The following is a 24,803-nucleotide window of genomic DNA, read 5'->3' as shown; positions in this document are numbered from 1 at the left end:
GCCCGCCTCTCCCTTAAGCGAAGGTTGCGGCGTATTCGTCCAGCGCAGCCTTGATCTTATCGGAAGCGTCACCCTTGATCTTGGGATCTTCGTCCGTGATCCACTGAAGCAGATCCGCGTGCTTGCCACGCAGGTGCGCCAGCAGGCCAGCTTCGTAACGGCCAACATCGGACACGTCGATCTTGTCGAGGTAACCGTTGGTACCGGCGAAGATGACGCAGACGATTTCAGCATTGGTCAGCGGCGAGTACTGCGGCTGTTTCATAAGCTCGGTCAGACGCGCACCACGGTTCAGCAGCTGCTGGGTCGCAGCGTCCAGGTCGGAACCGAACTGAGCAAACGCAGCCATTTCACGGTACTGAGCCAGTTCCAGTTTAACCGGACCGGCAACCGACTTCATCGAGTTAGTCTGAGCCGAAGAGCCCACACGCGAAACCGACAGACCGGTGTTCACAGCAGGACGGATACCCTGGTAGAACAGTTCGGTTTCCAGGAAGATCTGGCCGTCGGTGATCGAAATCACGTTGGTCGGAATAAACGCCGAAACGTCACCACCCTGAGTTTCGATAACCGGCAGAGCAGTCAGCGAGCCCGCACCGAAATCCTCGTTCAGCTTGGCCGAACGCTCCAGCAGGCGCGAGTGGAGGTAGAAAACGTCGCCAGGATAGGCTTCACGTCCGGGCGGGCGGCGCAGCAGCAGCGACATCTGACGATAGGACACAGCCTGCTTAGACAAGTCATCATAGATGATCAGCGCGTGACGGCCATTGTCTCGGAAGTATTCGGCCATCGCGGTTGCAGCGTAGGGTGCCAGGAACTGCATCGGTGCCGGGTCGGACGCGGTTGCGGCCACAACGATCGAGTATTCAATCGCACCGGATTCTTCCAGCTTCTTCACCAGCTGCGCAACGGTCGAACGCTTTTGACCGATGGCAACGTAAACGCAGTACAGTTTCTTCGACTCGTCGTCGCCTGCTGCGTCATTGTACACTTTCTGGTTCAGGATCGCGTCCAGAGCAACGGCAGTTTTACCGGTCTGACGGTCACCAATGATCAGCTCACGCTGGCCACGGCCAATCGGGATCATCGCGTCAACCGATTTCAGGCCGGTTGCCATCGGCTCGTGAACCGACTTACGCGGGATGATGCCTGGTGCCTTAACGTCTGCAACGCCACGCTTGGTTGCGTTGATCGGGCCTTTGCCGTCCAGCGGGTTGCCCAGACCGTCAACAACACGGCCCAGCAGCTCGTCACCGATCGGAACGTCCACGATCGAGTTGGTGCGCTTGACGGTGTCACCTTCTTTAATGTCACGGTCGGAACCGAAGATAACGACACCGACGTTGTCGCTTTCCAGGTTCAGCGCCATGCCCATGATGCCACCGGGGAATTCGACCATCTCACCGGCTTGTACGTTGTCCAGGCCGTATACACGGGCAATCCCGTCACCGACGCTCAGCACGCGGCCAATCTCGGCCACTTCGGCTTCCTGACCAAAATTCTTGATCTGGTCCTTCAGGATTGCAGAAATCTCTGCAGCTTGGATTCCCATTTATCCGACCTCTTTCATTGCATTCTGTAGGGAGTTCAGCTTCGAACGGATCGAGCTATCGATCATTTTCGAGCCCACTTTAACGACAAGACCGCCGATGAGGCTTTCATCAACGGTCGCATTGATTGTCACGGTCTTGCCCACACGCTCGGACAGCGTTTTGGACAGTTTATCCAGTTGCGTCTTGGTCAACGCCTTGGCCGAGGCGACATCGGCGGTCACTTCGCCGCGTTCGTCTGCCAGCATGTCGCGCAGTACCTGCACCAGTTGCGGAATAACAAACAGGCGGCGCTTTTCGGCCATCAGACCCAGCGTGTTGCGCAGGATGGTATGCAGACCCATCTTATCGGCAATCGCGGTAATCGCTGCTTCCTGTTCGGCGCGGGATACCAGCGGCGATGCAATCAGGTCGCGCAAGTCGGCGCTTTCGCCCAAAGCTGCTGCCAAATCGTTGATGCCGGTTTCCAGACCTGCAAGGTCATTATTCTCTTTGGCGATCTCAAAGATCGCGGTGGCATAGCGTTCAGCAATGCCAGTGGAAATCGAAGCTGGTTCGGACACGTCCACCCTTCCGATATTTGAGGCCCCGATTTTGAGTAGCGGCCGCTACCACGGGGGCGTGAGGAAACCCCGCCCAGACGGCCGGGGATCAAAATCACCGGGGATGTAGCAGAGCCGAACCAAGCTAGCAATATATTATCACGGCAAGCACTTTATCCACAAAATGTTTTGTTTCAATTACTTACGAAGGGTGCGACCCTTTTATCCGGCTGGAAGGCAGGAAAAATGTTACGAAAGTGTAGGTTTTTGCGATTCCTGTGACCTATTTCCCGCAAATTCGGGCTTTGAAACGTCCCAAATCGACACAAGAATTATGCTGGCTTCAACAGTCCATCTAGCGCCTTGATCGGGCGACGTTCGGTATCTTTTGTGACGGTGCCGCTGGGGGGGCGGATGTGCTTGGTGACCTCTACCATCAGCACGCCCCCTGCCATCACCGTTGGCATGCGCTGACCGGTTTTTTCGATCAGACTACCCGATTTCAACCAGAACCGGCGAAACGAAGGCGGCATATACAGGGCCGAGCAGTGGCCTTCGGGAATGAAGTGATGCGCCTTGAGCTGGCTTTCCAACTGCGACGCCGAATACGGGCGCCCGAATCCAAAGGGCGTTCGATCTGATCGCGACCACAGCCCGGCCCGGTTCGGCACAATGAAAATCGCGCGCCCTCCTGGTCCGAGAACCCGCCAGCATTCGTTCAGCAATTCGCTGGGCTGGCCTGAGGTCTCCAACCCGTGCATCACGACCAATTTGTCCACGTGCCCGGTTTCAATGGGCCAGAGTGTTTCTTCGGTCAGCACAGAGACATTGGGCATCCCGGCAGGCCAGGGCATGACCCCCTGCGGCCCTGGCATCAAGCCGATGACACGACGCGCTTCTGCCAGATATGGCCGCAAAAGTGGCACCGCGAAACCAAAGCCTACTACGGTCTGACCTTTGGCCTCGGGCCACAACTGCGTCAGCCGTCCACGAATAGCGGCCTGCGCGGCACGGCCCAATGTGCTGCGGTAGTAGAAATTCCTCAGATCCTGCACATCAAGATGCATTGCGGACACCCGGTCAATCGGCTTAGCTGGGCGCAGTCTAGCAACGAAAGGGCAAAAGGCCATGCCTCTTGAGATCGTAACCATCCCCTGTCTCAGCGATAATTATGCTTTTCTGGCGCATGACGCCACCAGTGGCCAGACCGCCCTGATTGACGCCCCCGAAGCCGGACCCATTCTGGCAGAACTGGACGCCCGCGGCTGGACACTAAGTCACGTGTTGCTGACCCATCATCATTGGGATCACGTCGACGGGCTGACCGGTATTCTGGAAAAACACTCCCCTACGGTCTTCGGTGCCGCTGCCGACGTCCACCGCCTGCCCCCGTTGAACCAACAAGTGGCCGAAGGCGACTCGTTCGAGATTGGCGGCGAACCAGTGCAGGTTTTGGATGTGTCGGGCCATACAGTCGGCCACGTTGCATTTTACATGCCGCAAAGCGCTGCCGTTTTCACCGCTGATAGCCTAATGGCCCTGGGCTGCGGTCGCCTTTTCGAGGGGACCGCGCCGCAGATGTGGGAGTCTCTTTCCAAACTGGCCGCACTGCCCGACGAAACAATCGTGTACTCGGGTCACGAATATACGCAATCCAACGCCAATTTCGCCACTACGGTCGATCCGGGCAATGCCGCACTGCAGCAACGCATGACAGATATCGACGCCGCCCGCGCCGCCGGAAAACCCACGGTCCCTTCCAGCCTCGCGCTGGAAAAGGCCACAAACCCGTTCCTGCGCGCCACAGATCCGGCGATTCAAGGCCATTTGGGCATGGAAAACGCCGAACCGGCTGCGGTATTTGCCGAAATCAGGGCTAGAAAAGACCGCTTCTAATGCCTATTTCGCGCTCTTCACGGCCACGGTCACAGGAAATGTGACTGTCAAGTGAAAGAAAACCCTTGAAGCCGGGCCACGATCAACCAAACTCTATTAGTATGAGGACACGGTTGAACCGGGGCCACATCCTGCCCCTTTCGACCCAAGACAGAGGAGCACCCGCGTGCCTTCATTCTCGAGCACTTTAGAACAAGCCATCCACGCGGCCCTTGCGGCTGCGAATGAACGGCGACATGAATTTGCAACGCTGGAACATCTGCTGCTGGCGCTGCTGGAAGAACCCGATGCCATCCGCGTCATGAAAGCCTGCAGCGTCGATCTGGAAGAATTGCGCAGCACTTTGGTCGAATTCATCGACGAAGACCTGTCCAATCTGGTCACCGACATTGATGGGTCCGAGGCCGTACCAACCGCCGCTTTCCAGCGCGTTATTCAGCGCGCCGCGATCCACGTGCAAAGTTCGGGCCGCACCGAAGTGACCGGAGCCAACGTTCTGGTCGCCATCTTTGCTGAACGCGAAAGCAACGCGGCCTATTTCCTGCAAGAACAGGACATGACGCGCTATGACGCGGTGAATTTCATCGCACACGGTGTGGCCAAAGATCCGGCATATGGCGAAAACCGCTCAGTTTCCGGCGCGGATCAGGTCGAGGAAGAGGCTCAATCCAGCACCACTGATGGTGATCAGAAAGAAAGCGCGCTGGGGAAATATTGCATCGATCTGAACGCCAAGTCGCGTGCAGGCGATGTCGACCCCCTGATCGGTCGCGCCGATGAGGTGGAACGCTGCATTCAGGTGCTATGCCGTCGCCGCAAGAACAACCCGCTGCTGGTGGGTGACCCGGGCGTGGGCAAAACCGCCATTGCCGAGGGTCTGGCCCACAAGATCGTGGGTGGCGAAGCCCCTGATGTGCTGTCGAACACCACAATTTATTCGCTGGATATGGGCGCGCTGCTTGCGGGCACCCGCTATCGCGGTGATTTCGAGGAACGGCTGAAAGCAGTCGTGACGGAATTGGAAGATCACCCCGACGCTGTGCTGTTTATTGACGAGATTCACACCGTAATCGGTGCCGGTGCGACTTCGGGTGGCGCGATGGATGCGTCGAACCTGCTGAAACCTGCCCTGCAGGGCGGCAAGCTGCGCACCATGGGCTCGACCACTTATAAAGAGTTCCGTCAACATTTCGAAAAAGACCGCGCGCTCAGCCGCCGGTTCCAGAAGATCGACGTGAATGAACCTTCGGTTGAAGACAGCGTAAAAATCCTGCGCGGTCTGAAACCCTATTTCGAGAAGCATCACGAGATCAAGTACACTGCGGATGCGATCAAAACCGCCGTAGAACTGTCGGCGCGCTATATCAATGACCGCAAACTGCCAGATAAGGCCATCGACGTGATCGATGAGGCCGGTGCCGCACAGCATCTGGTCGCAGAAAGCAAACGCCGCAAGACCATCGGTGTGAAAGAGATCGAGGCCGTCGTTGCCAAGATCGCGCGCATTCCGCCCAAAAACGTCACCAAGGACGATGCGGAGGTTCTGAAAGATCTGGAAACTTCGTTGAAACGGGTGGTGTTTGGTCAGGACGAAGCTATCGAGGCGCTTGCCAGCGCAATCAAGTTGGCCCGTGCTGGTCTGCGCGAACCAGAAAAACCCATCGGCAACTATCTCTTCGCTGGTCCAACCGGTGTGGGTAAAACCGAGGTCGCGAAACAGCTCGCAGATACGCTGGGTGTGGAACTGCTGCGCTTTGACATGTCGGAATATATGGAAAAGCACGCGGTCTCCCGTCTGATCGGTGCCCCTCCGGGTTATGTCGGGTTCGATCAGGGTGGTCTGCTGACCGACGGCGTGGATCAGCATCCGCATTGCGTGCTGCTGCTGGATGAGATCGAAAAGGCCCACCCGGACGTGTTCAACATCCTTTTGCAGGTGATGGACCACGGTGAGCTGACCGATCACAACGGCCGCACGGTGAATTTCCGCAACGTGGTTCTGATCATGACGTCGAACGCGGGTGCGCAGGAACAGGCCAAGGCCGCCATTGGCTTTGCCCGTGACCGCCGCGAGGGCGAGGATACCGCTGCGATCGAACGCATGTTCACGCCGGAATTCCGCAACCGTCTCGACGCCGTAATCTCATTCGCACCTCTGCCGAAAGAGGTCATCCTGCAAGTGGTCGAGAAATTCGTCCTGCAGCTTGAGGCGCAATTGCTGGATCGCAATGTGACCATCGACCTGACACCCAAAGCCGCCGAATGGCTGGCCGACAAGGGTTATGACGACAAGATGGGCGCGCGTCCTCTGGGCCGCGTGATCCAGGAACACATCAAGAAACCTCTGGCCGAAGAACTGCTGTTCGGCAAGCTGGCCAAGGGTGGTGTGGTTCGTGTCTCGGTCAAGAAGGGCGAGTTGAACCTGGAAATCTTCGGCCCCGATCAGCCGCGCATTCCGGGGGACAAGCCACCGCTGCTGACCGCAGATTGATTACATCGTGATACAGAAAGAAACCCGCCTTCAATGGCGGGTTTTTTTTGTTTATTTGGTGCGCTGTGGATGCGGGCTGTGAAAATACCCTGATCGACGGCGCCGTGAAGCCCGATAGGCCGACAGAAAGACTTGAGCATAACGCAGCCCGTCGAAACTCTGAGACAAAGCGGACACCAACGCGATTCCAACGTCCCTGGCTTTGCGAATGCGCCCGGCCCTGGTTTGCACGAAATACTCGAAATCAATGAAACGAATTTGCTGCCCGTCCCAGCACATATCCCGAAAAGCCGGGCGCCCGTGGGCTAGGTCGATTGAATGCAAGCGTGCCAACGCTTGCCCCGCCGCATGACATGCCTTTTCTTTATCCTCCGCGGTCAAAGAGTCAGACTTGCAGATGTCAGTCAGACTGGCGCCAGCATCTTTAAGCACAAAGTAGCCCGTGCCTTCGGTCACAATTGCCGGGACTGGCACACCGCTGTGCCACAGGAAATGATGTGAACGCCGGTCCCGGTCGAACGCCATATTCGGAGTTCCCTTTACCAGCCAAAGCAAAGGCGCAGACCGCTCAATGCGCTTCATCCAAAACGGGGTTCCTTTTAAGGTCTCAAACCGGGCCACACGCCGATAAGGTGCTTGCAGGGCCTCATCAACCGCGCTTTGCAATTCAACTGCCAATTTGTTCAAATCCGTACCTGCTCAACCTATGGTGCAGATACAGGGGCATCACACTCGCCTTTAACCCAGAGCGAGCTAAAATTGCGGCGGATCGAAGGCACTTTCGTCTGCCTGAAAAAACTCATTGTAGCGATTTAACGCTCAGTCAATTTCAACTCGATCCTGCGGTTCTGGGCGCGGGCTTCGGGGGTATCGGCGGGATTGACAGGCTGGAACTCTCCAAACCCGTTGGCGGCCAGCCGGTTCGGCGGGATACCCAGCGCTTCGACCATGTATCGCACCACCGAAAGCGCCCGGCCCTGGCTGAGTTCCCAATTGTCGCGATACCGGCCCGTCCCGGCCAGAGGTACGTTGTCCGTGTGGCCATCGACTCGGATGACCCAGTTCAGCCCCTCGGGAATTTCTGCCGCTACACTGCGCAGGATATTCGCCACCTTGGCGACCTCTTGCCGCCCGACCGGCGACAGCGTAGCTGATCCTGTGTCGAACAGCACCTCGGATGAGAAAACAAACCTGTCTCCTTCGATCCGCACGCCTTCTTCATCGCCCAGGACATCGCGCAAACGACCGAAGAATTCAGAACGGTAACGCTGCAGGTCCTCGGCCTGTGCTGCCAGTTCTTCGGCCTCGGCCTCTAGGCGAACGCGCTCGGCCTCTTCCAGCAGTCGGCGGCGACGTTCTTCCGAGGCGGCCCGCGCCAACGCTGCATTCAGGTCCTGACCCAGCGTCTGGATACGAATATCGGCAGCCGCATTGCGCTCCTGATAATCGTCCAGCAACGCCTGCAACCCACCCAATTGTTCGCGCAGTGCCGCCATTTGCTGATTGAGCAATGCCGTTTCGCGCTGCGCTTTTTCCGAAATCGCCTGCTCATTCGACAGCGTATCACGCGCAACGGCCAGCAAGGCCGCGCGTTCTTCGGCCAATGTGCGTTGTTCCTGCGCTTCAGCCTGAGCCTCGGTTCGAGCTGCCAAAGCCGCCTCAAGCTGGGCTCGCAATTCTTCTGCGTTCAAGGCCCCAAACTGCCGTTCCAATTCGGCTTTTGCAGCCTGTGCAGCGGCCAACAGTGTCAAGGTCTCTTCAGCCTCTTTCCGCTGCGCTTCCAGCGCCAAGGTCATGGCCGTCAGTTCAGCATCCGCGTTCAGCAATCGGTTGCGCAGATTTTCGGCGGCGGCGGCCTCAGCCAGCTTGGCAGCCTCTTCGGTGCTCAGTTGTTCTTCTAGCTCAGAAATCCGCGTGGACTGCGCCGCATCGCTTTGTTCCAGATCAGCAACCAAGGCTTCCAGCGCCTCGCGTTGCGCTGCAGCCAGACGCGCGGCTTCGGTCTGTTCATCGATCTCAGCGCGGCTTTGCGCCAAGGCCAGATTCAACGCGCCTTGTTCATCAACCAACTCGGCGATTTGACCCTGTGCGCGCTCTTGCTCGACCAGCAGAGCCGCGACCTGAGCCTCAAAATCAGTCAGTTGGATCTGCGCTTGAACCAGTTCGTTCTCTACCTGCGACAGAGTCGAGTTCAACACACCCAACCGCGCTTGCAACCGGCTGTTTTCCCGTTCTTCCAGCCCCAACGCTCCGGCCAGCGCCGCAACCTCATCCGACAAGGCGGTCAGTTCGTCCTCTTGCCCGGAAATAGTCTCACGCAGCACAAACTGCACGACCATGAAGATCGTCAGCACAAATGTCAGCACCATCAGGAGCCCGGTGATCGCATCCACGAAACCGGGCCAGACCGAACCTTGAAACCGTTGACCGGTGCGTCGGGACAGAGCCATGGATTACTCTCCTTCCGGAGCAGTACGCACGGCGCCTCGGGGTAAGGTAAGGGCTTTGACCAGCAATTCGATATCCTTGCGCAACTCGCTCATGCTTTCCTGACGGCCAGCCGAGATTTCTTCGAGAATACGAAGCAACTGCACATCCATCGAGCGCAGGCGCATACGGCTTTCGGCGTCTATCCCGTCACCAGCGCCCTGTTCGCGCATGTGATCCAGCAGGGCGTCCTGCCCAAGCGCAACCCGTTCCAAGGCAGCTGTCACGCCCTCGGTATCGGACTGTCGCACGTTCATTTCGCCGATCGAATCCGCCAATTGGCCCAGTTTGGACGACACCGCAGCGCGATCAGCCTCTTGCGCTGAAAACAGATCCTGCAGTGCGTTCATCTGTTCGGACATGGCATCCAATACTGGCGTCAGAACCGCCAGTTCAGCGCCACCTTCATCGCTGGCCCCGAAGCCAACGCGGGTGATCGAGGATAACCATTCCTCAAGCTCGCGGTAGAACCGGTTCTGTCCATGGCCCGCAAACAATTCCAACAGACCAACGATCAGCGATCCAGCCAGACCCAACAACGAAGACCCGAAAGCCACGCCCATGCCCTGCAGCTGCGATTCCAGCCCGACCATAAGGCGGTTGAATACGGCCAGCCCCTCTTCACCTTCCTGCGGGTTAAGGCTGCGGATTGTGTCCACGATGGCGGGAACCGTGGTGGCCAGCCCGAAGAACGTGCCCAAAAGACCCAGATAGATCAGGACGTTGGTGATATAACGGGTGATCTCACGTTCTTCCTCGACCCGTTCTGCGACTGAATCCAGAATGGACCGTGTCGAGGTTGAGCTGATCTGAGACCGCGCGCCCCGTTCGCGCAGCAGGGATGCCAACGGTGCCAGCAATTGCGGTGTGCGGGCATCTTCGCGCACAACACCGCCCACAAACGCCTCGATCCATCGGACAGAGCCGATCAGTTGAGTCACCTGAAAGAAACAGGCGAAAACACCGATGATGAACACCAGGATGATAAAGCCGTTCAGGTATGGGTTGGCCTCAATCACCGGCATCACATAGGGCAAAGCCATAAAGACGCCCAACCCGGCCAGACCTATTGCGACCAACATCATAACAATCTGTCGAATGGGATGCGAGAAATGAGGTCTCGCGCCCTGATGTGCCTGCGCCATGCGCGTGGTTCCCGGTTTTTGCCTGCTCTGCGCTGAATCTAGCGAACTTATACCGGTGACGCCAAGGGTTTATGCGGTGATATCACGCACACGTTGCGCCAACCACTCAAGATCGGGGTCGCGCAGGTCGATCTCGGCCAAATGTTCGGCGGTGTTATAGAGGTATTCGGTGTTTGGCCCCCGCCCGCCGACCGCATGGGCGATTATCTGGGCCTGCTCTTCCAGAGGGATACCGCCGCAATACTGCACATGATCGGCGTCGATCACGTAAGTCACGGCATTCACAACTTCGCCGCTGTCCAGGTGCAGGTCCAGCATCTTCTCAACATAGGCCGACGAGATCAGCTCGCGCTCGCGCAATTCATGCAGGGTGCGGTCTTCGTGTCCTGCCTCGACCGCCAGAGCCAGCCCCTTGCAATTGGCGTCGGCCTGTTCGTCCAGCGCCAGAACTAGGCCAGGATGGTCTTCAGTACCGCGATGGTGGATCGAGCTCATGCAAAAGGACCGCGCATAACCGTTCAGTGTGGCGCGTTCGCTGCGGGCCACCGGAAAGCCCGGATTCCACAGCAGCGATCCATATCCGAAAACCCACATCGTCATAGCACTGGTCCTTGCCCGTTTGCGTCTATAAACATCAATTCCGAGGTGGGAAAAAGGGCGAACTGCCATGCGCGGTCTGATACGGGTAATCATTTTCATCGCTGTAATCTGGAGCGTCTATTGGTTCGTCGCCGGCTTCGGCCTGCGCAACGCGATCACTACATGGTTTGACAAACAGCAGGAACAGGGCTGGCAGGCTGATTTTTCAGACGTTGAAACTGCCGGGTATCCACTGAACCACATGACGCGCCTGAATAACCCGGCGCTGGCCGATCCGGTCAATGGCACCGCCTGGAGCGCGGACTGGATCGAATTCCAAAGCCCGGCAATCTGGCCTGGTCGACAAGTGCTGCGTTTTGCCGGCACGCCGCAGCGCCTGTCCTATTTCGACCAGACCGCAACCATTCAGGCCACCGACCTGCAGGCCGAACTGGAACTGCAACCCGGCGTGGCGCTTATGTTGGAAAAGATGGCTCTGACTGCCGGGCCGTGGTCGATCACCGATGATTCCGAGGCTTTGGCCGGGGGCAACACATTGGCCCTTGTGATGGAACAGACCGCCACCCCCGAGGCATATGCGATAAGCGCGCAGGCCGACGGCTTCACCCCCGGCGATGACCTGCGCGAACTGATGCGTTCGGCCACTACCCTGCCGCAAGCGTTTGAAACGCTGGAGCTGGACCTGACGGCCACTTTCGACAAGGCATGGGATCGATCCGCGCTGGAACAAAGCAGACCGCAACCGGTTAAGCTGGACTTGCGCCTGGCTGAAATGAAATGGGGCGCGCTGCGCCTGTTCGCAACCGGAGAGCTGGACGTAGACCCGCAGGGCATTCCCATCGGAGAAATCGCGATCCGGGCCGAAAACTGGCGCGACATGATCGCCATGGCCAACGCGGCAGGCGCCCTGCCCGATCAGGCGGTGGACCCTGTGACCACGACACTGAATTTTCTGGCAGGGCTTGGTGGCAACCCCAATGCGTTGGACGTGCAGCTGAATTTCCGCGATGGGTTTGTCGCCATGGGCCCAATCCCTTTGGGCCCGGCACCGCGTCTGATCCTGCGTTAACGGCAGTACGGCCCGCGACGATGGCGTGCCGTATCCAGGTGGAAATGATCGCGATGATACCGGTCCGCATTCGGCCCCAGAACCGTGCCAAACGGGCCGCACGCCCCGCGCCAGACTTTGGTCAGCTGACGTTTTGACGGGTTCTTTCGCCAGCCGTTCAGAACGGTCACGACCTCTCCGTCTGCCATCTTAAAGCCCGAGATGTCGATTGCCCGGCCTTTGCCGTGTTCTGAAATTCTGGCCCCTTTTTGATTGTTGCGGGTCCGACAAGCGTAATGGGCAGCGATCTGAAGCTCGGCCACCGGACCGCGCCGCTTGAAGGTGGGTTTAACCGTTTTGTCGACCCATTTGTTCAATGCCATCGCCGTACCGCAATCCATCGTCGACGGGCGGCTGAGCACCACACCTGAAACCGAGGTGATTTGCACAGCATCCTTGATGCCGCAGGCCTTGATACGACCGGGCACATTTCCGACAGGCTTGCCCTGAATAGCAATATCCCCACAGACCGAAGTTTTGCGCAGTTTGCGTTTCTTGAACAACGCCTCCTGTTCCAATTCCTTGGGCCGTAGATACGGCATCAACGAGGTATCCGGCCCCAGCAACGGCAATTCCGAGGGGCGCGCTGCCACGGCTAAGACCTGCGGCGACTCAGGGCGCAATACAGGCCGTGTCTTCACATTGGGCAACGGGCTGGCAAAAGCCAGAACAGCGGTCGTTGCGGGCCGCGCCATAGGAACGAGCGACTGTTCAGGAGGCGCCGCGTTGGACACTGTGGCGCAGACCGCCAAATATCCAATCGCAAGGAACCTCCAGCCGCGTTTCATGGATTCGCCTTTCCCCGTCCGAAATCAGGCGCATCCGTATCCTGCCCCGCATCGATAATCCCACGCCGGATCGCGCGGGTACGAGTGAAATAGTCAAACAGATGTTCGCCATCGCCGGTGCGAATAGCACGTTGCAGCGCAAAAAGCTCCTCGGTAAAGCGCCCGAGGATTTCCAGGGTCGCGTCCTTGTTGGTCAGGAACACATCGCGCCACATGGTCGGGTCCGACGCCGCGATGCGGGTGAAGTCCCGAAAACCAGCGGCCGAATACTTGATGACCTCGCTATCGGTGACGCGGCGCAGATCGTCTGCAACCCCCACCATCGTATAGGCAATCAGGTGCGGCGCATGTGAGGTCACGGCCAAAACCAGATCGTGGTGGTCCGCGTCCATCTCATCCACATTCGCGCCCATTCCTTCCCAAAGCGCACGCAAACGGGCGATGGCGTCCAGGTCCGAACCTTCAACCGGCACCAGCAGGCTCCAGCGATTATCGAACAGTTCGGCAAACCCGGATTCGGGGCCGGAATGCTCGGTCCCTGCCAGCGGGTGCGCCGGGATGAAATGCACTCCTTCGGGAATATGGGGCGAGACCGCCTCTATCACGTGCCGCTTGACCGAGCCCACATCGGTCACCGTCGCGCCCGGTTTCAGGACCGGTGCGATTTCTTGCGCGACCGTCCCCATTGCGCCGACGGGTACGCAAAGCACTACCAAATCCGCACCCTCAACCGCCTCTTGCACCGTGTCACAGACGCGGTCGCACAGGCCTATCCGACGGGCAGTATCGCGTGTGGCCTCGGACCGGGCATAGCCGGTGACCTCACCCGCAAGACCCGCGCGTTTGATGGCCCAGAACATGGACGACGCAATCAGGCCCAGCCCGATCAGTGCGACACGGTCGTATACCTGGCTCATGCGGCGCCCCCTTTGAATGCGGTGATGGCCGCAACGACACGGCGGCAGGCCTCTTCATCGCCCACGGTAATCCGCAAGGCGTTGGGCAGGTTGTAACCCGCCACACGGCGCACGATCAAACCCTGCGTCTTGAGGTAATCGTCACAGGCCTCGGCCTCTGCCTGATCGGTGAAACGGGCCAATATGAAATTGGTGCAAGACGGGTCTGTAGGCACGCCAATCTTGGCAAGTTCTTCCGAAAGCCAAACGCGGAGCCGGGCGTTTTCGCCGTGACAGAAGGTCAGGTAGTCGTCGTCTTTCACCGCCGCTTCGGCCGCAGCCAACGCAGTCAGAGACAGGTTGAACGGCTGGCGCACACGATTCAGCACGTCGATGATCGATTGCGCGGCAAAGCCCCAACCGACCCGCATCCCGCCCAGCCCGTAGATCTTGGAAAACGTACGTGTCATGATGACGTTTTCGAACCGATCCACTAAAGACGCACCACCATCGAACCCATCGACGAATTCTGCATAGGCTCCGTCAATGACCATCAGACAGCTTTGCGGCAAAGCTTCGGCCAACCGCACAAGGTCCGCCTCGCCGATCATAGTCGAGGTCGGATTGCCCGGATTGGTGACAAACACGATGCGCGTTTGCTCGGTAACCGCGGCAAGGATGTTGTCCACGTCCACGTGACGATCCCGTTCCGGCACCATGACCGGCGTTGCCCCGGCCATGCGGGCGATAATCGGGTACATGGAAAACCCGTGCTCGGTGTAAATGACCTCATCCCCCGGCCCGGCATAGGCTTGCGCCACGAATTGCAGCACCTCGTCACTGCCCACACCGCAGATGATCCGCGCGGGGTCCAGCGCGTGACGTTCCCCGATCGCGGCACGCAGGCTAGCGTGGTCGGTGCTGGGATAACGATGCAAGGTCACGGCACTGTCGCGCACTGCCTCAATCGCCTTGGGGCTGGGCCCGAATGGGTTTTCGTTAGAGCTGAGCTTGATCACATGCTCGACCCCGGCCACATGCGACTGGCCGCCCTGATACAGCGCGATGTCCATAATGCCGGGTTGAGGGGTGATCTTGGTCATAAGAGGCTCCGTTAATTGGAGCCTCTCATACCCGTCTCAACGCGTTGAGAAAAGCGGCAATTCCGTCACGCCGCTTTGAAGCGGGCCGTTGCCGGGTCAGCGTTGTAGAATGGTACGAACTCCTCGGTCCGGTGGGACAGGTCATTAACACTGTCGATGATGAACTGAACGGTCTCTTCGCTCATCAAATACGAGAAGTTCAGCCGCACCCAGCCGGGTTTCTTCATCTCTTCCCCCGCGGACAGAGCCGCGTGCAATTCATCCGAGGTTGCGCGGTCGATCCCCAGAAGACGGTGCGCATATGGCCCCGCACAGGCACAGCCGCCGCGCGCCTGAATGCCATAAATATCGCTAAGCATCCGGGTGAACAGTTGCTGATGAACAGGCTGGCCAGAGTTATCCCGCACAAGGAAGGAATAGATCGGCAGGCGATGCGGGTTATCGACGCCCAGCAAGGTCAGGTTCGGGTTATCACCCCACCCGTCCAGCGCCATACGGTTAAACTGCGCCTCTTTTTCGGCGATCTCATCAGTGCCGACAACATCCTTGACGATAAAGGCCAGCGCCGCGCGGATGTCTCCGACCACGTTGGGTGTTCCGGCCTCTTCGCGCGTGGCCAGGTCCTCGCTGTAGTCGTGCCGCCAGGGCGAAACAAAACTGACCGTGCCACCACCGGGCCAACTGGGGCATGTGCGGCGCACGGCGGTCTGATTGACGATCAGAACACCCGACGCCCCCGGCCCGCCCGGAAACTTATGCGGAGACACAACGATAGCATCCTTGCGCGCATCCTCTGGCCCCATGTCCATCGGCAGATAAGGACCACCGCCTGCGTAATCCCAGACCGAAACGGCGCCATGCGCCTTGAGCAGTCGGGTGATCGGATCCGGGTCGGTAATGATTCCGGTTACATTCGACGCAGCCGAAAACGACCCGATGATCAGATCCGATGCAGCATTGTCGGTCAGAACCTGCTCCAGCGCCGCCAGATCAACCCCACCTTCAATAGCTTCAGGAATCTCGATCACCTGTGCCTTGCTTTCACGCCACGGCAAAATGTTCGAATGATGCTCGTACGGCCCAATCAAAACGACCGGCCGGTCAGCCGCATCCACACCCAACAAGCTGACCAGCCGGTTCAGACCCGCAGTAGCGCCGGACCCGGTGAATATCACCGCGTCTTCTCCCCTCGCGCCAACGATGCGGGCAATCTCTGCACGCGCCTCGCGGCGCAACCGAGTCATGTATGAACCGCAATAGGAGGCCTCGGTGTGGCTGTTGGCATAAAAAGGCAGCACCTGTTCGGTGACAAAATCCTCAACCTGCCGCAGCGCACGGCCCGAAGCGACGTAATCCGCATAAACCAGCGGCACGTCCCCATGTAGACCCGGGATCAGAACGTTCTCTCCGATCAGCCCGTCGCGCAGGCTTGAATTGCGAGTGGTGGACAGGATGTCTGCGCAAAATTTGGACAGGGTCATGGCATAGTCTCCGTATTGCCCTACCAATGTGATTGCTTTTGCCTGAGTAAACTTCACCATTCTTTTGATAGATTTTCAATAATTTGTGTCATATGATCAGGAATGGTGGAAAAAATAGATCAAATTGATAAACGCATCCTGCGTGAGCTGCAAACAGACGCGACCTTGTCCCAACGCGAACTGGCCGATCGGGTCGGGCTGTCGCAGAACGCCTGTTGGCGGCGGTTGAAGGCACTGAATGAGGATGGCGTGATTACCGGCTCAACCGCACGGATCGCACGGGAGAAGCTGGGGCTGAGCCTTGTGGTTTTTGTTATGCTGCGCACCCGGCATCACTCGGCCGAGTGGTTGCAGGCATTTCGCAGCCATGTGCTGACCATCCCCGAAGTGGTGGATTTCCACCGGATTGGTGGCGACTATGACTATCAATTGAAGGTCGTGACCGAGGACATGGCGTCATATGACAAGGTCTATCAACGCCTGATCGAAAAAGTCGAACTGGACAGCGTGACCTCGTATTTCGCGATGGAAGCAATCGCCGAAGGTCGCCCCTTGCCGATCTGATCCGCTTTTTCATATGGCCAAAAATACCTCGGGGGAGTCGCGCATCGACTGGGGCAGAGCCCCTACAAACAAAAAAAGACCGCGCTGAAAGCGCGGCCCTTTAAATTTTGCGTCTCGGCGAAGATTAGTTCTTCGCGTAGAATTCGACGACCAGGTTCGGCTCCATCATGACCGGGTACGGCACATCGCCCAGACCCGGTGCGCGCACGAAAGTCGCGGTCATTTTCGAGTGGTCCGCGTCGATGTAGTCAGGCACATCACGCTCAGCCAGAGCAACAGCTTCCAGAACAACAGCCAGCTGCTTGGACTTGTCGCGCACTTCGATCACATCACCTTCTTTGACGCGGTAGCTGGGGATGTTGACCCGCTTGCCGTTCACTTTGACGTGGCCGTGGTTCACGAACTGACGTGCGGCAAACACAGTCGGGACGAACTTGGCGCGGTAAACAACAGCGTCCAGACGGCGCTCCAGCAGACCGATCAGGTTTTCACCAGTATCACCGTTCACACGGACGGCTTCTGCGTAGATGCGGCGGAACTGTTTCTCGGTCAGGTCGCCATAGTAGCCTTTCAGCTTCTGCTTGGCGCGCAGCTGCAGACCGAAGTCCGACAGTTTACCCTTGCGGCGCTGACCGTGCTGGCCGGGGCCGTATTCGCGGCGGTTGACCGGGGATTTTGGACGACCCCAGATGTTTTCGCCCATCCGGCGGTCGATTTTGTGCTTGGCAGACGTGCGTTTGGTCACGGCTGATCTCCTTCTTAAGGTCGAGGTCCAGACGGACCACTATGAAGGGCGTTGTCCTCTTGAGGTTTCCCCCATGACAGGCATCCCCTTGCGGGGGCCACCAACACCAATGAAGCCGCGCTTATATCCGCGAAACCGGCAGAGTCAACACACCATGCCATGCAACATTGGAATTTCCATTGAAATCGAGGTTTACCTGCGGGTCAGTCAGCTCTGCGTCCGACAGAAACCGCCCTCTGCTGATCTTGATCATCCGGGACCGGAGTGGATCGGGATGGGAACGCTATGACAGTCTCATCCATCCCTGTTGCTTCGCTCCCCTGGCCCGCAGATTCGGTGATTTCACTAATCCAGAAATCTTGATCCCGCTCTGGGCAATCCCCTTCGAAGACCAGCATCGGGGCTGATTCGCCAGCAACTGGGAATAACGCCGCTGTGAAAGTTTGCGCACCGTTGGTCAACACAAGCAGGCCACTCGCTTCCTCTGAAAGGTTTTGAACATGCACGCAATGGCTCAACGTCGCCAAGTCGGAACCAATGTCTTCGGCTCCTTCCAGCATCTGCACAGAGGAATTCTTCAAAAATCGTGCCTGTCCGCGCCACGACCAGGCAGCTCCGACGCTCAAAAAGGACAAGGGCGCTGCCTCAAGCCCGTCGATTTCCGTCTGCCTCCAAAAAATGGCTATACGACCGCTTTGTCCGGTTCTCATATTACCGCCTGTACCCTTAAACCCATCACTGCGTACTGGGCTACCCTTATCAACGTAAATTAAGGCGGAAAAGAGACGTTAATGTAATGTTAACGAAATTGTGGCCTTTGAGATTCAACTATTGACTTCTGGCGGGGTATTTTCCCGCCAGAATCGATCAACTTTTGTTGCTTTAGGATTTCTAACTCAGCCACACTTGGAATGCCCGCAACTGCGGCAGGTCATGCAACCTTCGATCATCACCATATCGAATTGACCACAGGACGGACAGGCTTTGCCGCGTGGCGCATCCATATTGACCACCTGCGCCTGAGGGTCGGATTTCAGCCCCATGCCTTCCCCTTCAAGAAAGCCGATGTTGATCAGGTGCTGCTCGATCACGCCACCAATCGCGGCCAGGATCGACGGGATGTATTTGCCTTGAACCCAGGCTCCGCCGCGCGGGTCAAACACAGCCTTCAACTCTTCGACCACAAAGGACACATCCCCGCCCCGCCGGAACACGGCCGAGATCATCCGGGTTAGCGCCAGCGTCCAAGCGTAGTGTTCCATGTTCTTCGAGTTGATGAACACCTCGAACGGGCGACGCCGGCCGCCGATGACAATGTCATTGATGGTCAGATAGATCGCGTGCTCGCTATCGGGCCACTTCAGTTTATAGGTCGACCCCTCCAACGCCTGCGGACGATCCAAAGGCTCGGACATGTACACGACTTCGCCTCCATCGACCTCATGCGGCGCAGCGGCGCTTTCGCCCGGCGCAGTGTCGGCACTTTCCGAAACGGTCAGCACCGACCCGGTCACGTCATTCGGTCGATAGGTGGTACAGCCTTTGCACCCCTGATCCCACGCCTGCATGTAAACATCCTTGAACGCGTCAAAGCTGATGTCCTCAGGGCAGTTGATCGTCTTGGAAATCGAACTGTCGATCCATTTCTGCGCCGCGGCCTGCATCTTGACGTGATCGGACGGTGGTAACGTCTGCGCATTGACGAAATAGTCGGGCAATTCCGCGTCCCCGAACTTGTCACGCCACATCTGCACGGCATAGTCCACCACCTCTTCCTCGGTGCGCGAGCCGTCTTTCTGCAGAACTTTGCGCGTATAGGCATAAGCAAAGACCGGCTCGATTCCCGATGACACGTTCCCAGCGTAAAGGGAAATCGTCCCTGTGGGCGCAATCGAGGTCAGCAATGCATTGCGGATGCCATGTTCACGGATCGCATCGCGCACATCCTCGTCCATTTGCTGCATCGTGCCGCTGGCCAGGAATTTCTCGGCATCGAACAAGGGGAACGCCCCTTTTTCCTTCGCCAAGTCCACCGACGCCAGATACGCGGCGCGGGCGATCGCGTTCAGCCAGCGCTCGGTCTGACGCGCCGCCTCGTCCGAGCCATAACGCAGGCCCTTCATCAACAATGCATCGGCCAGACCTGTCACACCCAGCCCGATACGGCGTTTGGCTTGCGCTTCTGCCGCCTGCTCCGGCAGCGGGAATTTCGACGCGTCGACCACATTGTCCATCATGCGTACGGCGGTGGCGACCAGATCCTGCAATGCGGCCTCATCCAGGTGTGCTGCATCCTCGAAAGGTTCAGCTACCAATCGCGCAAGGTTGATCGAGCCCAGCAGACACGCGCCATATGGCGGCAGGGGCTGTTCACCACATGGGTTGGTGGCGGCGATGGTTTCCACATAGCTCAGGTTGTTGGCCTGGTTGATGCGGTCGATGAAGATCACGCCCGGCTCGGCATAGTCATAGGTGGCCTGCATGATTTTGTTCCACAGATCGCGCGCCTGAACGGTGTGATAGACCTTGTCGCCAAAGACCAGATCCCACGGGCCGTCGGCTTTGACGGCTTCCATGAAGGGGTCGGTCACCAGCACCGACATATTAAACATGCGCAGGCGGGCCGGGTCGGATTTGGCTGTGATGAACTGTTCGATATCCGGGTGATCGCAGCGCATGGTTGCCATCATCGCCCCACGACGCGAGCCTGCGGACATGATGGTGCGGCACATCGCGTCCCACACATCCATGAACGACAACGGCCCCGAGGCATCGGCGGCAACCCCATGCACATCAGCCCCACGTGGGCGGATGGTCGAGAAATCATAGCCGATCCCCCCACCCTGCTGCATGGTCAACGCAGCCTCTTTCAGCATGTCAAATATACCGCCCATGCTGTCGGGAACGGTTCCCATGACAAAACAGTTGAACAGGGTCACCTGCCGTGCAGTACCTGCGCCCGCAGTGATACGACCTGCGGGCAGGTATTTGAAATCTTCCAGCGCTTCAAAGAACTTATCTTCCCAATGTCCCTGATCTTTTTCCACTCGTGCCAAATCGCGGGCAATGCGCCGCCAGCTGTCTTCGACTGTCTGGTCGATCGGTGTGCCATCCGCCTGTTTGAAGCGGTATTTCATGTCCCAGATCTGCTCGGCGATGGGGGCGGCAAAGCGGCTCATTGGTGATTCCCTGTACTGAAAGAGGTATACAGACTATCCTAAATCACTCGTCCACCACAACACCTTGATGACGCCGGTCATCAGGCTACAATATAAAGGCGGGCCTTGGGACGACTCTGTGGGAAAGCTGTGGATAAGTACGTAAACCTGATAAAACTCTCGGTCGGATCGGAAAGTGTAGACACACTGATCGCGTGGCAGGACAGCCGTAAACCGCTGTACGAGGATGGTTGCCCGCGCCATGTCACCCGCATGTGGCCCAAGCGCGAGGCCGAGATTTTGAACGGCGGGTCAATTTATTGGGTGATCAAGGGTGTAATCCAATGCCGTCAGCGCATCCTGCGGCTGGATGAGGTGCGCGGTGAGGACGGCATCCGCCGTTGCGCCATCGTGCTTGATCCAGAGGTGCACCGTACGCAAACCGCTCTGAAGCGCCCGTTTCAGGGCTGGCGCTACCTGAAACCCGAAGACACCCCAGCCGACCTGCCACAAGGGCGCGAGCAGGACGACGCCCTGCCCGATGATCTGAACCGCGCGCTGGCCGAAATCGGAGTGCTTTGATCAGGTCAGGTGATCCAGTAACTTGGATAGAACCGCTTTGTCATCGGCTGAATAGTTGGGCACCCTGCTGCGCCACAGTGTCGCCTGCGACCGTAAGATCACTCCGTCCGACAGAATCTTCAGGTGATTTGCCCGCAGGGTTTCACCGGTCGAAGTGATATCCGCAATCGCCTCGGCCGTTTCGTTCATCACCGTGCCCTCGGTCGCACCCTGACTGTCGACCAGGGTGTAATCGGCGACGCCCGCATCGGTCAGAAACTCGCGCACCAGCCGGTGGTACTTGGTGGCAATCCTCAGCCGATGGCCATGGGTTTTACGAAAGGCCGCTGCAGCAGCGTCCAAATCGTCCAGCGTGTCGACATCCACCCAGCAGGCCGGTGTCGCAATGATCAGGTCAGCCTTACCGAAGCCCAGCTGTGACACCTCTTCCACCTGCTGTTCCCAGCGCGGCAGCTTTTCCTGCACCAGATCAATACCGGTCACGCCCAGATGAATGCGCCCAGCCGCCAGTTCGCGCGGAATTTCCCCTGCAGACAGCAGAAGCAGCGATACGCCCTCAATCCCTTCGACCTTGCCGGCATATTCCCGGTCCGAACCACTGCGCGACAGGGTAATGCCGCGCTTTTCAAACCACGAGAAGGTTTTCTCCATCAACCGGCCCTTCGAGGGCACGCCCAGTTTCAGGCTCATTGCGCGCCCTCCTCGATTTCCAGGATCAGGTCAGGGCGCAGCACGCCGCCCACAGCAGGGATTTCAGCACCATTGCCCAATTGCCGGGTCAGCGCATCATACCGCCCGCCTGTGGCAACCGGAGGCAGGTCCGGGCGTCCCTCGGCATAAAAGCCAAAGACGAACCCGTCGTAATATTCCATGGAAGTACGGCCATAGGCAGCTTCGAAGTCCAGCCTCTCGACATCGACGCCACGCGCCTGCAATGCGGCCACGCGTGTCTCAAGACGGTCCAGCGCCGGGGTAATCTGCGGCAGGTCTACCGCCACATCGCGCAGTTGCTCTAACGCAAAAGGCATGGTTTCGCGCACGTTGAGTAAAGTTTCCAACCCGCCTAGTTCGCTGTCGGAAATCGGCGGGATGTCGCGGTCTTCGCGCAAGGCTTCGATCCGCGCCTCAATCTCGCTTGCGCGGCGTTTGCCGATCATCGGCACATCAATGGCCAGCGGGTCCTGGGAATCCAGCAAGGCATCACGGCCTTCTGGCACCGGCTTGCGCCCTGCAAACCGATCCAGCAGATTGCGGAAACGACGCGGATGCCACAGGTGCCGCATCAGGGCGACCTTGCGGCGATCCGTGGTGCGCAGGCCCTGAACCGCAGCCATCAGGATACCAATATCGCCGGTCGCCGCACGCAACGGCAGCCCGCGCAGCTGAAGGGCGAACAGCGAAAAAACCTCGGCATCTGCGCCCGAGGGATCATCGCGGTCAAAGACCTCGTACCCCACCTGAATGTATTCGTTTGACCGATCCGGGTCGTGCTCCTGACGGCGGAACACCTCACCGGAATAAGTATAGCGCGCGGGTTCAGCCCCATCGCTCATGTGCATCTGCACGACTGGTAGCGTGAAATCTGGGCGCAGCATCTGTTCGCCGCGCAGCGCATCCGAGGTCACATAGGCGCGGGCACGGATATCTTCGCCATAGAGGTCCAGCAGTGTTTCGGCTGGTTGCAACAGGGGCGGGTCGACGACCTGTGCACCAGCGGCCTCGAACCGGACCCGCATCATCGCGGCGCGGGCTTGTATCTGGGAACGGTTGGCCATGGATCAGTCCTGACTGTCCAGAATTTCGCGCACCTTGGCGACCAGATCGCCACGCGGCACTTCAAACTGGCTTGGGCGTTCTTTCCATTCCTCCAGCGTGGCGCTTTCGGCGATCTTCGCACCCAGGATCAGGTCTTTGATCTGTACGATGCCATTGGCCTTTTCATCGCCGCCTTCAATCACCGCGATCGGAGAGTTCCTCTTATCCGCATACTTCAGCTGATTGCCAAAGTTCTTGGGATTGCCCAGATAAACCTCGGCCCGGATGCCAGCATTGCGCAGCTCGGCCACCATGGTCTGATAGTCGGCCATCCGATCCCGGTCCATGACAGTCACAACGACGGGGCCTGTCGCCTGCGCAGCGATCCGACCTTTTTCGCGCAACGCGGCTAACAACCGGTCGACGCCGATGGAAATACCGGTCGCAGGCACTTCCTGCCCGGTAAATCGCTTGACCAGATCGTCATAGCGACCACCACCAGAGACCGACCCGAACTGCCGCTTGCGGCCTTTCTCGTCGAAAATCTCAAAGGTTAGTTCGGCCTCATACACCGGCCCGGTATAGTAACCGAGGCCACGCACGACTGAAGGGTCAATCTCGATCCGATCCGCACCGTAGCCGCCCGCATCCAGCAACGCGCCGATCTGTTCCAGTTCGGCAATACCATCGGCACCGATCTTGCTGTCACCGACAGCAGCACGAAGGTTGGCCAATGTCCCAGCGGTGTCTGCGGCTTTCGAAGTCAGGAAAGCAATCACTGGTTCGGCCTGATCGTCGCTGAGGCCCACGCCGTCGATAAACGCCCCCGAGGCATCCAGACGGCCTTTGGTCAGCAACGCGCGCACGCCCTGCTCACCCACCTTGTCGAACTTGTCGATGGTGCGCAGGACATTGTCGCGGGCAGCAGCGTCTTCGCCCAGACCCATCGCCTCAAGCACGCCGTTCAGAACTTTGCGGTTGTTGACCCGAACCAAGTAGTCGCCGCGCGGGATGCCCACGGTTTCCAGCGTGTCCGACAACATGGCGCAAATCTCGGCATCGGCCGCCATCGAGGCCGTACCCACAGTATCCGCGTCACACTGATAAAACTGACGATAGCGTCCCGGACCCGGCTTCTCGTTGCGCCAGACCGGGCCCATCGCATAGCGGCGATAAGGTGTCGGTAGATCATTGCGGTGCTGCGCATAGACACGGGCCAGTGGCGCGGTCAGGTCATAGCGCAGGGCCATCCAGTCGCCCTTGTCATTCTCGTCCACTTCCTGCCACGCAAACACACCCTCGTTCGGGCGATCCACGTCGGGAAGGAACTTGCCCAGCGCCTCAACGGTCTCAACCGCGCTGCTCTCTAAGGCATCAAAACCATATCGATGATAGACGTCCGCAATAGCCCGCAGCATCTCGGTGCGCTGCGTGACTTCCTGGCCGAAATAGTCGCGGAACCCTTTTGGCGTTACTGCCTTGGGGCGGGGCTGTTTCTTGGGCTTGGCCATGTGGGGCGTCCTTGGGCGTTTAGTGTTCCGCGCGCGGTCTATCCCATGGTCCGCATCGGGGCAAGGCGCGCTTTCGCTGGCCTTGGGCCTCACGTGTCGCTATGACCGGCAAAGAAGGAGTCCCCCATGCAGCATCTGGAAGAGCAGATCGCCCATCTGACCCGCACGGTCGAAGAACTAAACACGGTTGTCACCCGCCAGCAATCCGAGATCGACCGCCTGACCCGCCGGGTCGAGATGCTGATGCGTCGCGAAAGCGAACGGGCGCAGGAAGGATCAGGTGGTGTTGTGTTCGGAGACGAACGTCCGCCGCATTATTGAGCGCTTTTTGTGTACCCCCTTTATCAAGAGGCTGAAATTCTATTTCTTCAGTCTCATTGGTGAAACGGGTTGCATTCACA

The 24,803-nt window shown here is 58.5% G+C and carries 23 protein-coding genes; 6 read left to right on the top strand and 17 right to left on the bottom strand.

The window, feature by feature from the left end:
* Positions 1 to 13: 13 nt before the first annotated feature.
* The 3 genes from atpA to ACR0B8_RS00260 all read right to left on the bottom strand — a co-directional run bounded on the left by atpA (position 14) and on the right by ACR0B8_RS00260 (position 3,159).
* Positions 14 to 1,552: a F0F1 ATP synthase subunit alpha gene (atpA, locus tag ACR0B8_RS00270; protein ID WP_170347819.1), complete on the bottom strand. Its 1,539-nt coding sequence runs from the start codon at positions 1,550 to 1,552 to the stop codon at positions 14 to 16.
* On the bottom strand, positions 1,553 to 2,113 hold the full coding sequence (locus tag ACR0B8_RS00265; protein ID WP_170347818.1) for a F0F1 ATP synthase subunit delta: 561 nt from the start codon (positions 2,111 to 2,113) through the stop codon (positions 1,553 to 1,555). It abuts the gene before it with no gap.
* A gap of 311 nt (positions 2,114 to 2,424) precedes the next feature.
* On the bottom strand, positions 2,425 to 3,159 hold the full coding sequence (locus tag ACR0B8_RS00260; protein WP_170347817.1) for a class I SAM-dependent methyltransferase: 735 nt from the start codon (positions 3,157 to 3,159) through the stop codon (positions 2,425 to 2,427).
* A 61-nt stretch (positions 3,160 to 3,220) separates the two neighbouring features.
* On the opposite strand from ACR0B8_RS00260, the gene gloB reads away from it, so the two are divergent.
* The gene (gene gloB, locus ACR0B8_RS00255; RefSeq protein ID WP_226688781.1) at positions 3,221 to 3,988 is read left to right on the top strand and encodes a hydroxyacylglutathione hydrolase; all 768 of its coding nucleotides are present in this window, start codon (positions 3,221 to 3,223) and stop codon (positions 3,986 to 3,988) included.
* Positions 3,989 to 4,154: 166 nt separating this feature from the next.
* Positions 4,155 to 6,479: an ATP-dependent Clp protease ATP-binding subunit ClpA gene (gene clpA, locus ACR0B8_RS00250; protein ID WP_170347815.1), complete on the top strand. Its 2,325-nt coding sequence runs from the start codon at positions 4,155 to 4,157 to the stop codon at positions 6,477 to 6,479.
* 51 nt (positions 6,480 to 6,530) lie between these two features.
* On the opposite strand, the gene ACR0B8_RS00245 is transcribed toward clpA, so the two are convergent.
* From ACR0B8_RS00245 to ACR0B8_RS00230, 4 genes are all read right to left on the bottom strand, one after another.
* Positions 6,531 to 7,061: a phosphotransferase gene (locus ACR0B8_RS00245; protein ID WP_170360559.1), complete on the bottom strand. Its 531-nt coding sequence runs from the start codon at positions 7,059 to 7,061 to the stop codon at positions 6,531 to 6,533.
* A gap of 230 nt (positions 7,062 to 7,291) precedes the next feature.
* The gene (locus ACR0B8_RS00240; protein ID WP_170360561.1) at positions 7,292 to 8,929 is read right to left on the bottom strand and encodes a peptidoglycan -binding protein; all 1,638 of its coding nucleotides are present in this window, start codon (positions 8,927 to 8,929) and stop codon (positions 7,292 to 7,294) included.
* Positions 8,930 to 8,932: 3 nt separating this feature from the next.
* Positions 8,933 to 10,111, bottom strand: a complete 1,179-nt coding sequence (locus ACR0B8_RS00235; RefSeq protein ID WP_170347812.1) for a biopolymer transporter ExbB — start codon at positions 10,109 to 10,111, stop codon at positions 8,933 to 8,935.
* Between the two features lie 69 nt (positions 10,112 to 10,180).
* On the bottom strand, positions 10,181 to 10,711 hold the full coding sequence (locus tag ACR0B8_RS00230; protein WP_170347811.1) for a gamma-glutamylcyclotransferase: 531 nt from the start codon (positions 10,709 to 10,711) through the stop codon (positions 10,181 to 10,183).
* 67 nt (positions 10,712 to 10,778) lie between these two features.
* Here ACR0B8_RS00230 and ACR0B8_RS00225 point away from each other — a divergent pair, with 67 nt between their 5' ends.
* Entirely contained in the window at positions 10,779 to 11,780 is a 1,002-nt protein-coding gene (locus ACR0B8_RS00225; RefSeq protein WP_480657976.1) for a DUF2125 domain-containing protein, read from the top strand.
* Here the strand turns inward: ACR0B8_RS00225 and ACR0B8_RS00220 are convergent.
* The 4 genes from ACR0B8_RS00220 to ACR0B8_RS00205 all read right to left on the bottom strand — a co-directional run bounded on the left by ACR0B8_RS00220 (position 11,777) and on the right by ACR0B8_RS00205 (position 16,087).
* On the bottom strand, positions 11,777 to 12,607 hold the full coding sequence (locus ACR0B8_RS00220; protein WP_480657978.1) for an extensin-like domain-containing protein: 831 nt from the start codon (positions 12,605 to 12,607) through the stop codon (positions 11,777 to 11,779). The two genes, ACR0B8_RS00225 and ACR0B8_RS00220, sit on opposite strands and share 4 nt — an antisense overlap.
* Positions 12,604 to 13,524 (bottom strand): prephenate/arogenate dehydrogenase family protein, encoded by a 921-nt coding sequence (locus ACR0B8_RS00215; RefSeq protein ID WP_480657980.1) that lies wholly within the window; start codon positions 13,522 to 13,524, stop codon positions 12,604 to 12,606. Before ACR0B8_RS00215 ends, ACR0B8_RS00220 begins: the two co-directional genes overlap by 4 nt.
* On the bottom strand, positions 13,521 to 14,606 hold the full coding sequence (gene hisC / locus ACR0B8_RS00210; RefSeq protein ID WP_226688783.1) for a histidinol-phosphate transaminase: 1,086 nt from the start codon (positions 14,604 to 14,606) through the stop codon (positions 13,521 to 13,523). The genes ACR0B8_RS00215 and hisC overlap by 4 nt, the downstream gene beginning before the upstream one ends.
* A gap of 65 nt (positions 14,607 to 14,671) precedes the next feature.
* Positions 14,672 to 16,087: an aminotransferase class V-fold PLP-dependent enzyme gene (locus ACR0B8_RS00205; RefSeq protein ID WP_226688784.1), complete on the bottom strand. Its 1,416-nt coding sequence runs from the start codon at positions 16,085 to 16,087 to the stop codon at positions 14,672 to 14,674.
* A gap of 102 nt (positions 16,088 to 16,189) precedes the next feature.
* Here ACR0B8_RS00205 and ACR0B8_RS00200 point away from each other — a divergent pair, with 102 nt between their 5' ends.
* Positions 16,190 to 16,651 (top strand): Lrp/AsnC family transcriptional regulator, encoded by a 462-nt coding sequence (locus ACR0B8_RS00200; RefSeq protein WP_170360571.1) that lies wholly within the window; start codon positions 16,190 to 16,192, stop codon positions 16,649 to 16,651.
* A gap of 124 nt (positions 16,652 to 16,775) precedes the next feature.
* On the opposite strand, the gene rpsD is transcribed toward ACR0B8_RS00200, so the two are convergent.
* The 3 genes from rpsD to ACR0B8_RS00185 form a co-directional block, all read right to left on the bottom strand.
* Entirely contained in the window at positions 16,776 to 17,396 is a 621-nt protein-coding gene (gene rpsD, locus ACR0B8_RS00195; protein WP_170347804.1) for a 30S ribosomal protein S4, read from the bottom strand.
* Between the two features lie 203 nt (positions 17,397 to 17,599).
* Entirely contained in the window at positions 17,600 to 18,106 is a 507-nt protein-coding gene (locus tag ACR0B8_RS00190) for a hypothetical protein (protein ID WP_170360574.1), read from the bottom strand.
* Positions 18,107 to 18,292: 186 nt separating this feature from the next.
* Positions 18,293 to 20,575: an adenosylcobalamin-dependent ribonucleoside-diphosphate reductase gene (locus tag ACR0B8_RS00185; RefSeq protein WP_480657983.1), complete on the bottom strand. Its 2,283-nt coding sequence runs from the start codon at positions 20,573 to 20,575 to the stop codon at positions 18,293 to 18,295.
* Between the two features lie 129 nt (positions 20,576 to 20,704).
* Here ACR0B8_RS00185 and ACR0B8_RS00180 point away from each other — a divergent pair, with 129 nt between their 5' ends.
* Positions 20,705 to 21,136, top strand: coding sequence for a DUF1489 family protein (locus tag ACR0B8_RS00180; protein WP_170347801.1), 432 nt, complete (start codon positions 20,705 to 20,707; stop codon positions 21,134 to 21,136).
* Here ACR0B8_RS00180 and hisG read toward each other — a convergent pair whose 3' ends face one another.
* Genes hisG through hisS form a run of 3 tightly spaced genes read right to left on the bottom strand, consistent with a single transcriptional unit; the run spans position 21,137 to position 24,402 of the window.
* Entirely contained in the window at positions 21,137 to 21,826 is a 690-nt protein-coding gene (gene hisG / locus ACR0B8_RS00175) for an ATP phosphoribosyltransferase (RefSeq protein ID WP_226688786.1), read from the bottom strand.
* Positions 21,823 to 22,911, bottom strand: a complete 1,089-nt coding sequence (locus ACR0B8_RS00170; RefSeq protein ID WP_170360578.1) for an ATP phosphoribosyltransferase regulatory subunit — start codon at positions 22,909 to 22,911, stop codon at positions 21,823 to 21,825. Before ACR0B8_RS00170 ends, hisG begins: the two co-directional genes overlap by 4 nt.
* Positions 22,912 to 22,914: 3 nt before the next feature.
* Positions 22,915 to 24,402 carry a histidine--tRNA ligase gene (gene hisS / locus ACR0B8_RS00165; RefSeq protein ID WP_226688787.1) on the bottom strand — a complete coding sequence of 496 codons (1,488 nt, stop codon included), beginning with the start codon at positions 24,400 to 24,402 and terminating at the stop codon, positions 22,915 to 22,917.
* Positions 24,403 to 24,528: 126 nt separating this feature from the next.
* On the opposite strand from hisS, the gene ACR0B8_RS00160 reads away from it, so the two are divergent.
* A complete protein-coding gene (locus ACR0B8_RS00160; RefSeq protein WP_170360583.1) occupies positions 24,529 to 24,723 on the top strand; it encodes a SlyX family protein in 195 nt (64 codons plus the stop codon).
* Positions 24,724 to 24,803 lie beyond the last annotated feature (80 nt).

It is taken from the genome of Ruegeria sp. BH6, from assembly GCF_056538105.1.
Note: the sequence above shows the minus strand (reverse complement) of the source record. Positions and strands in the feature narration are given on the sequence as shown.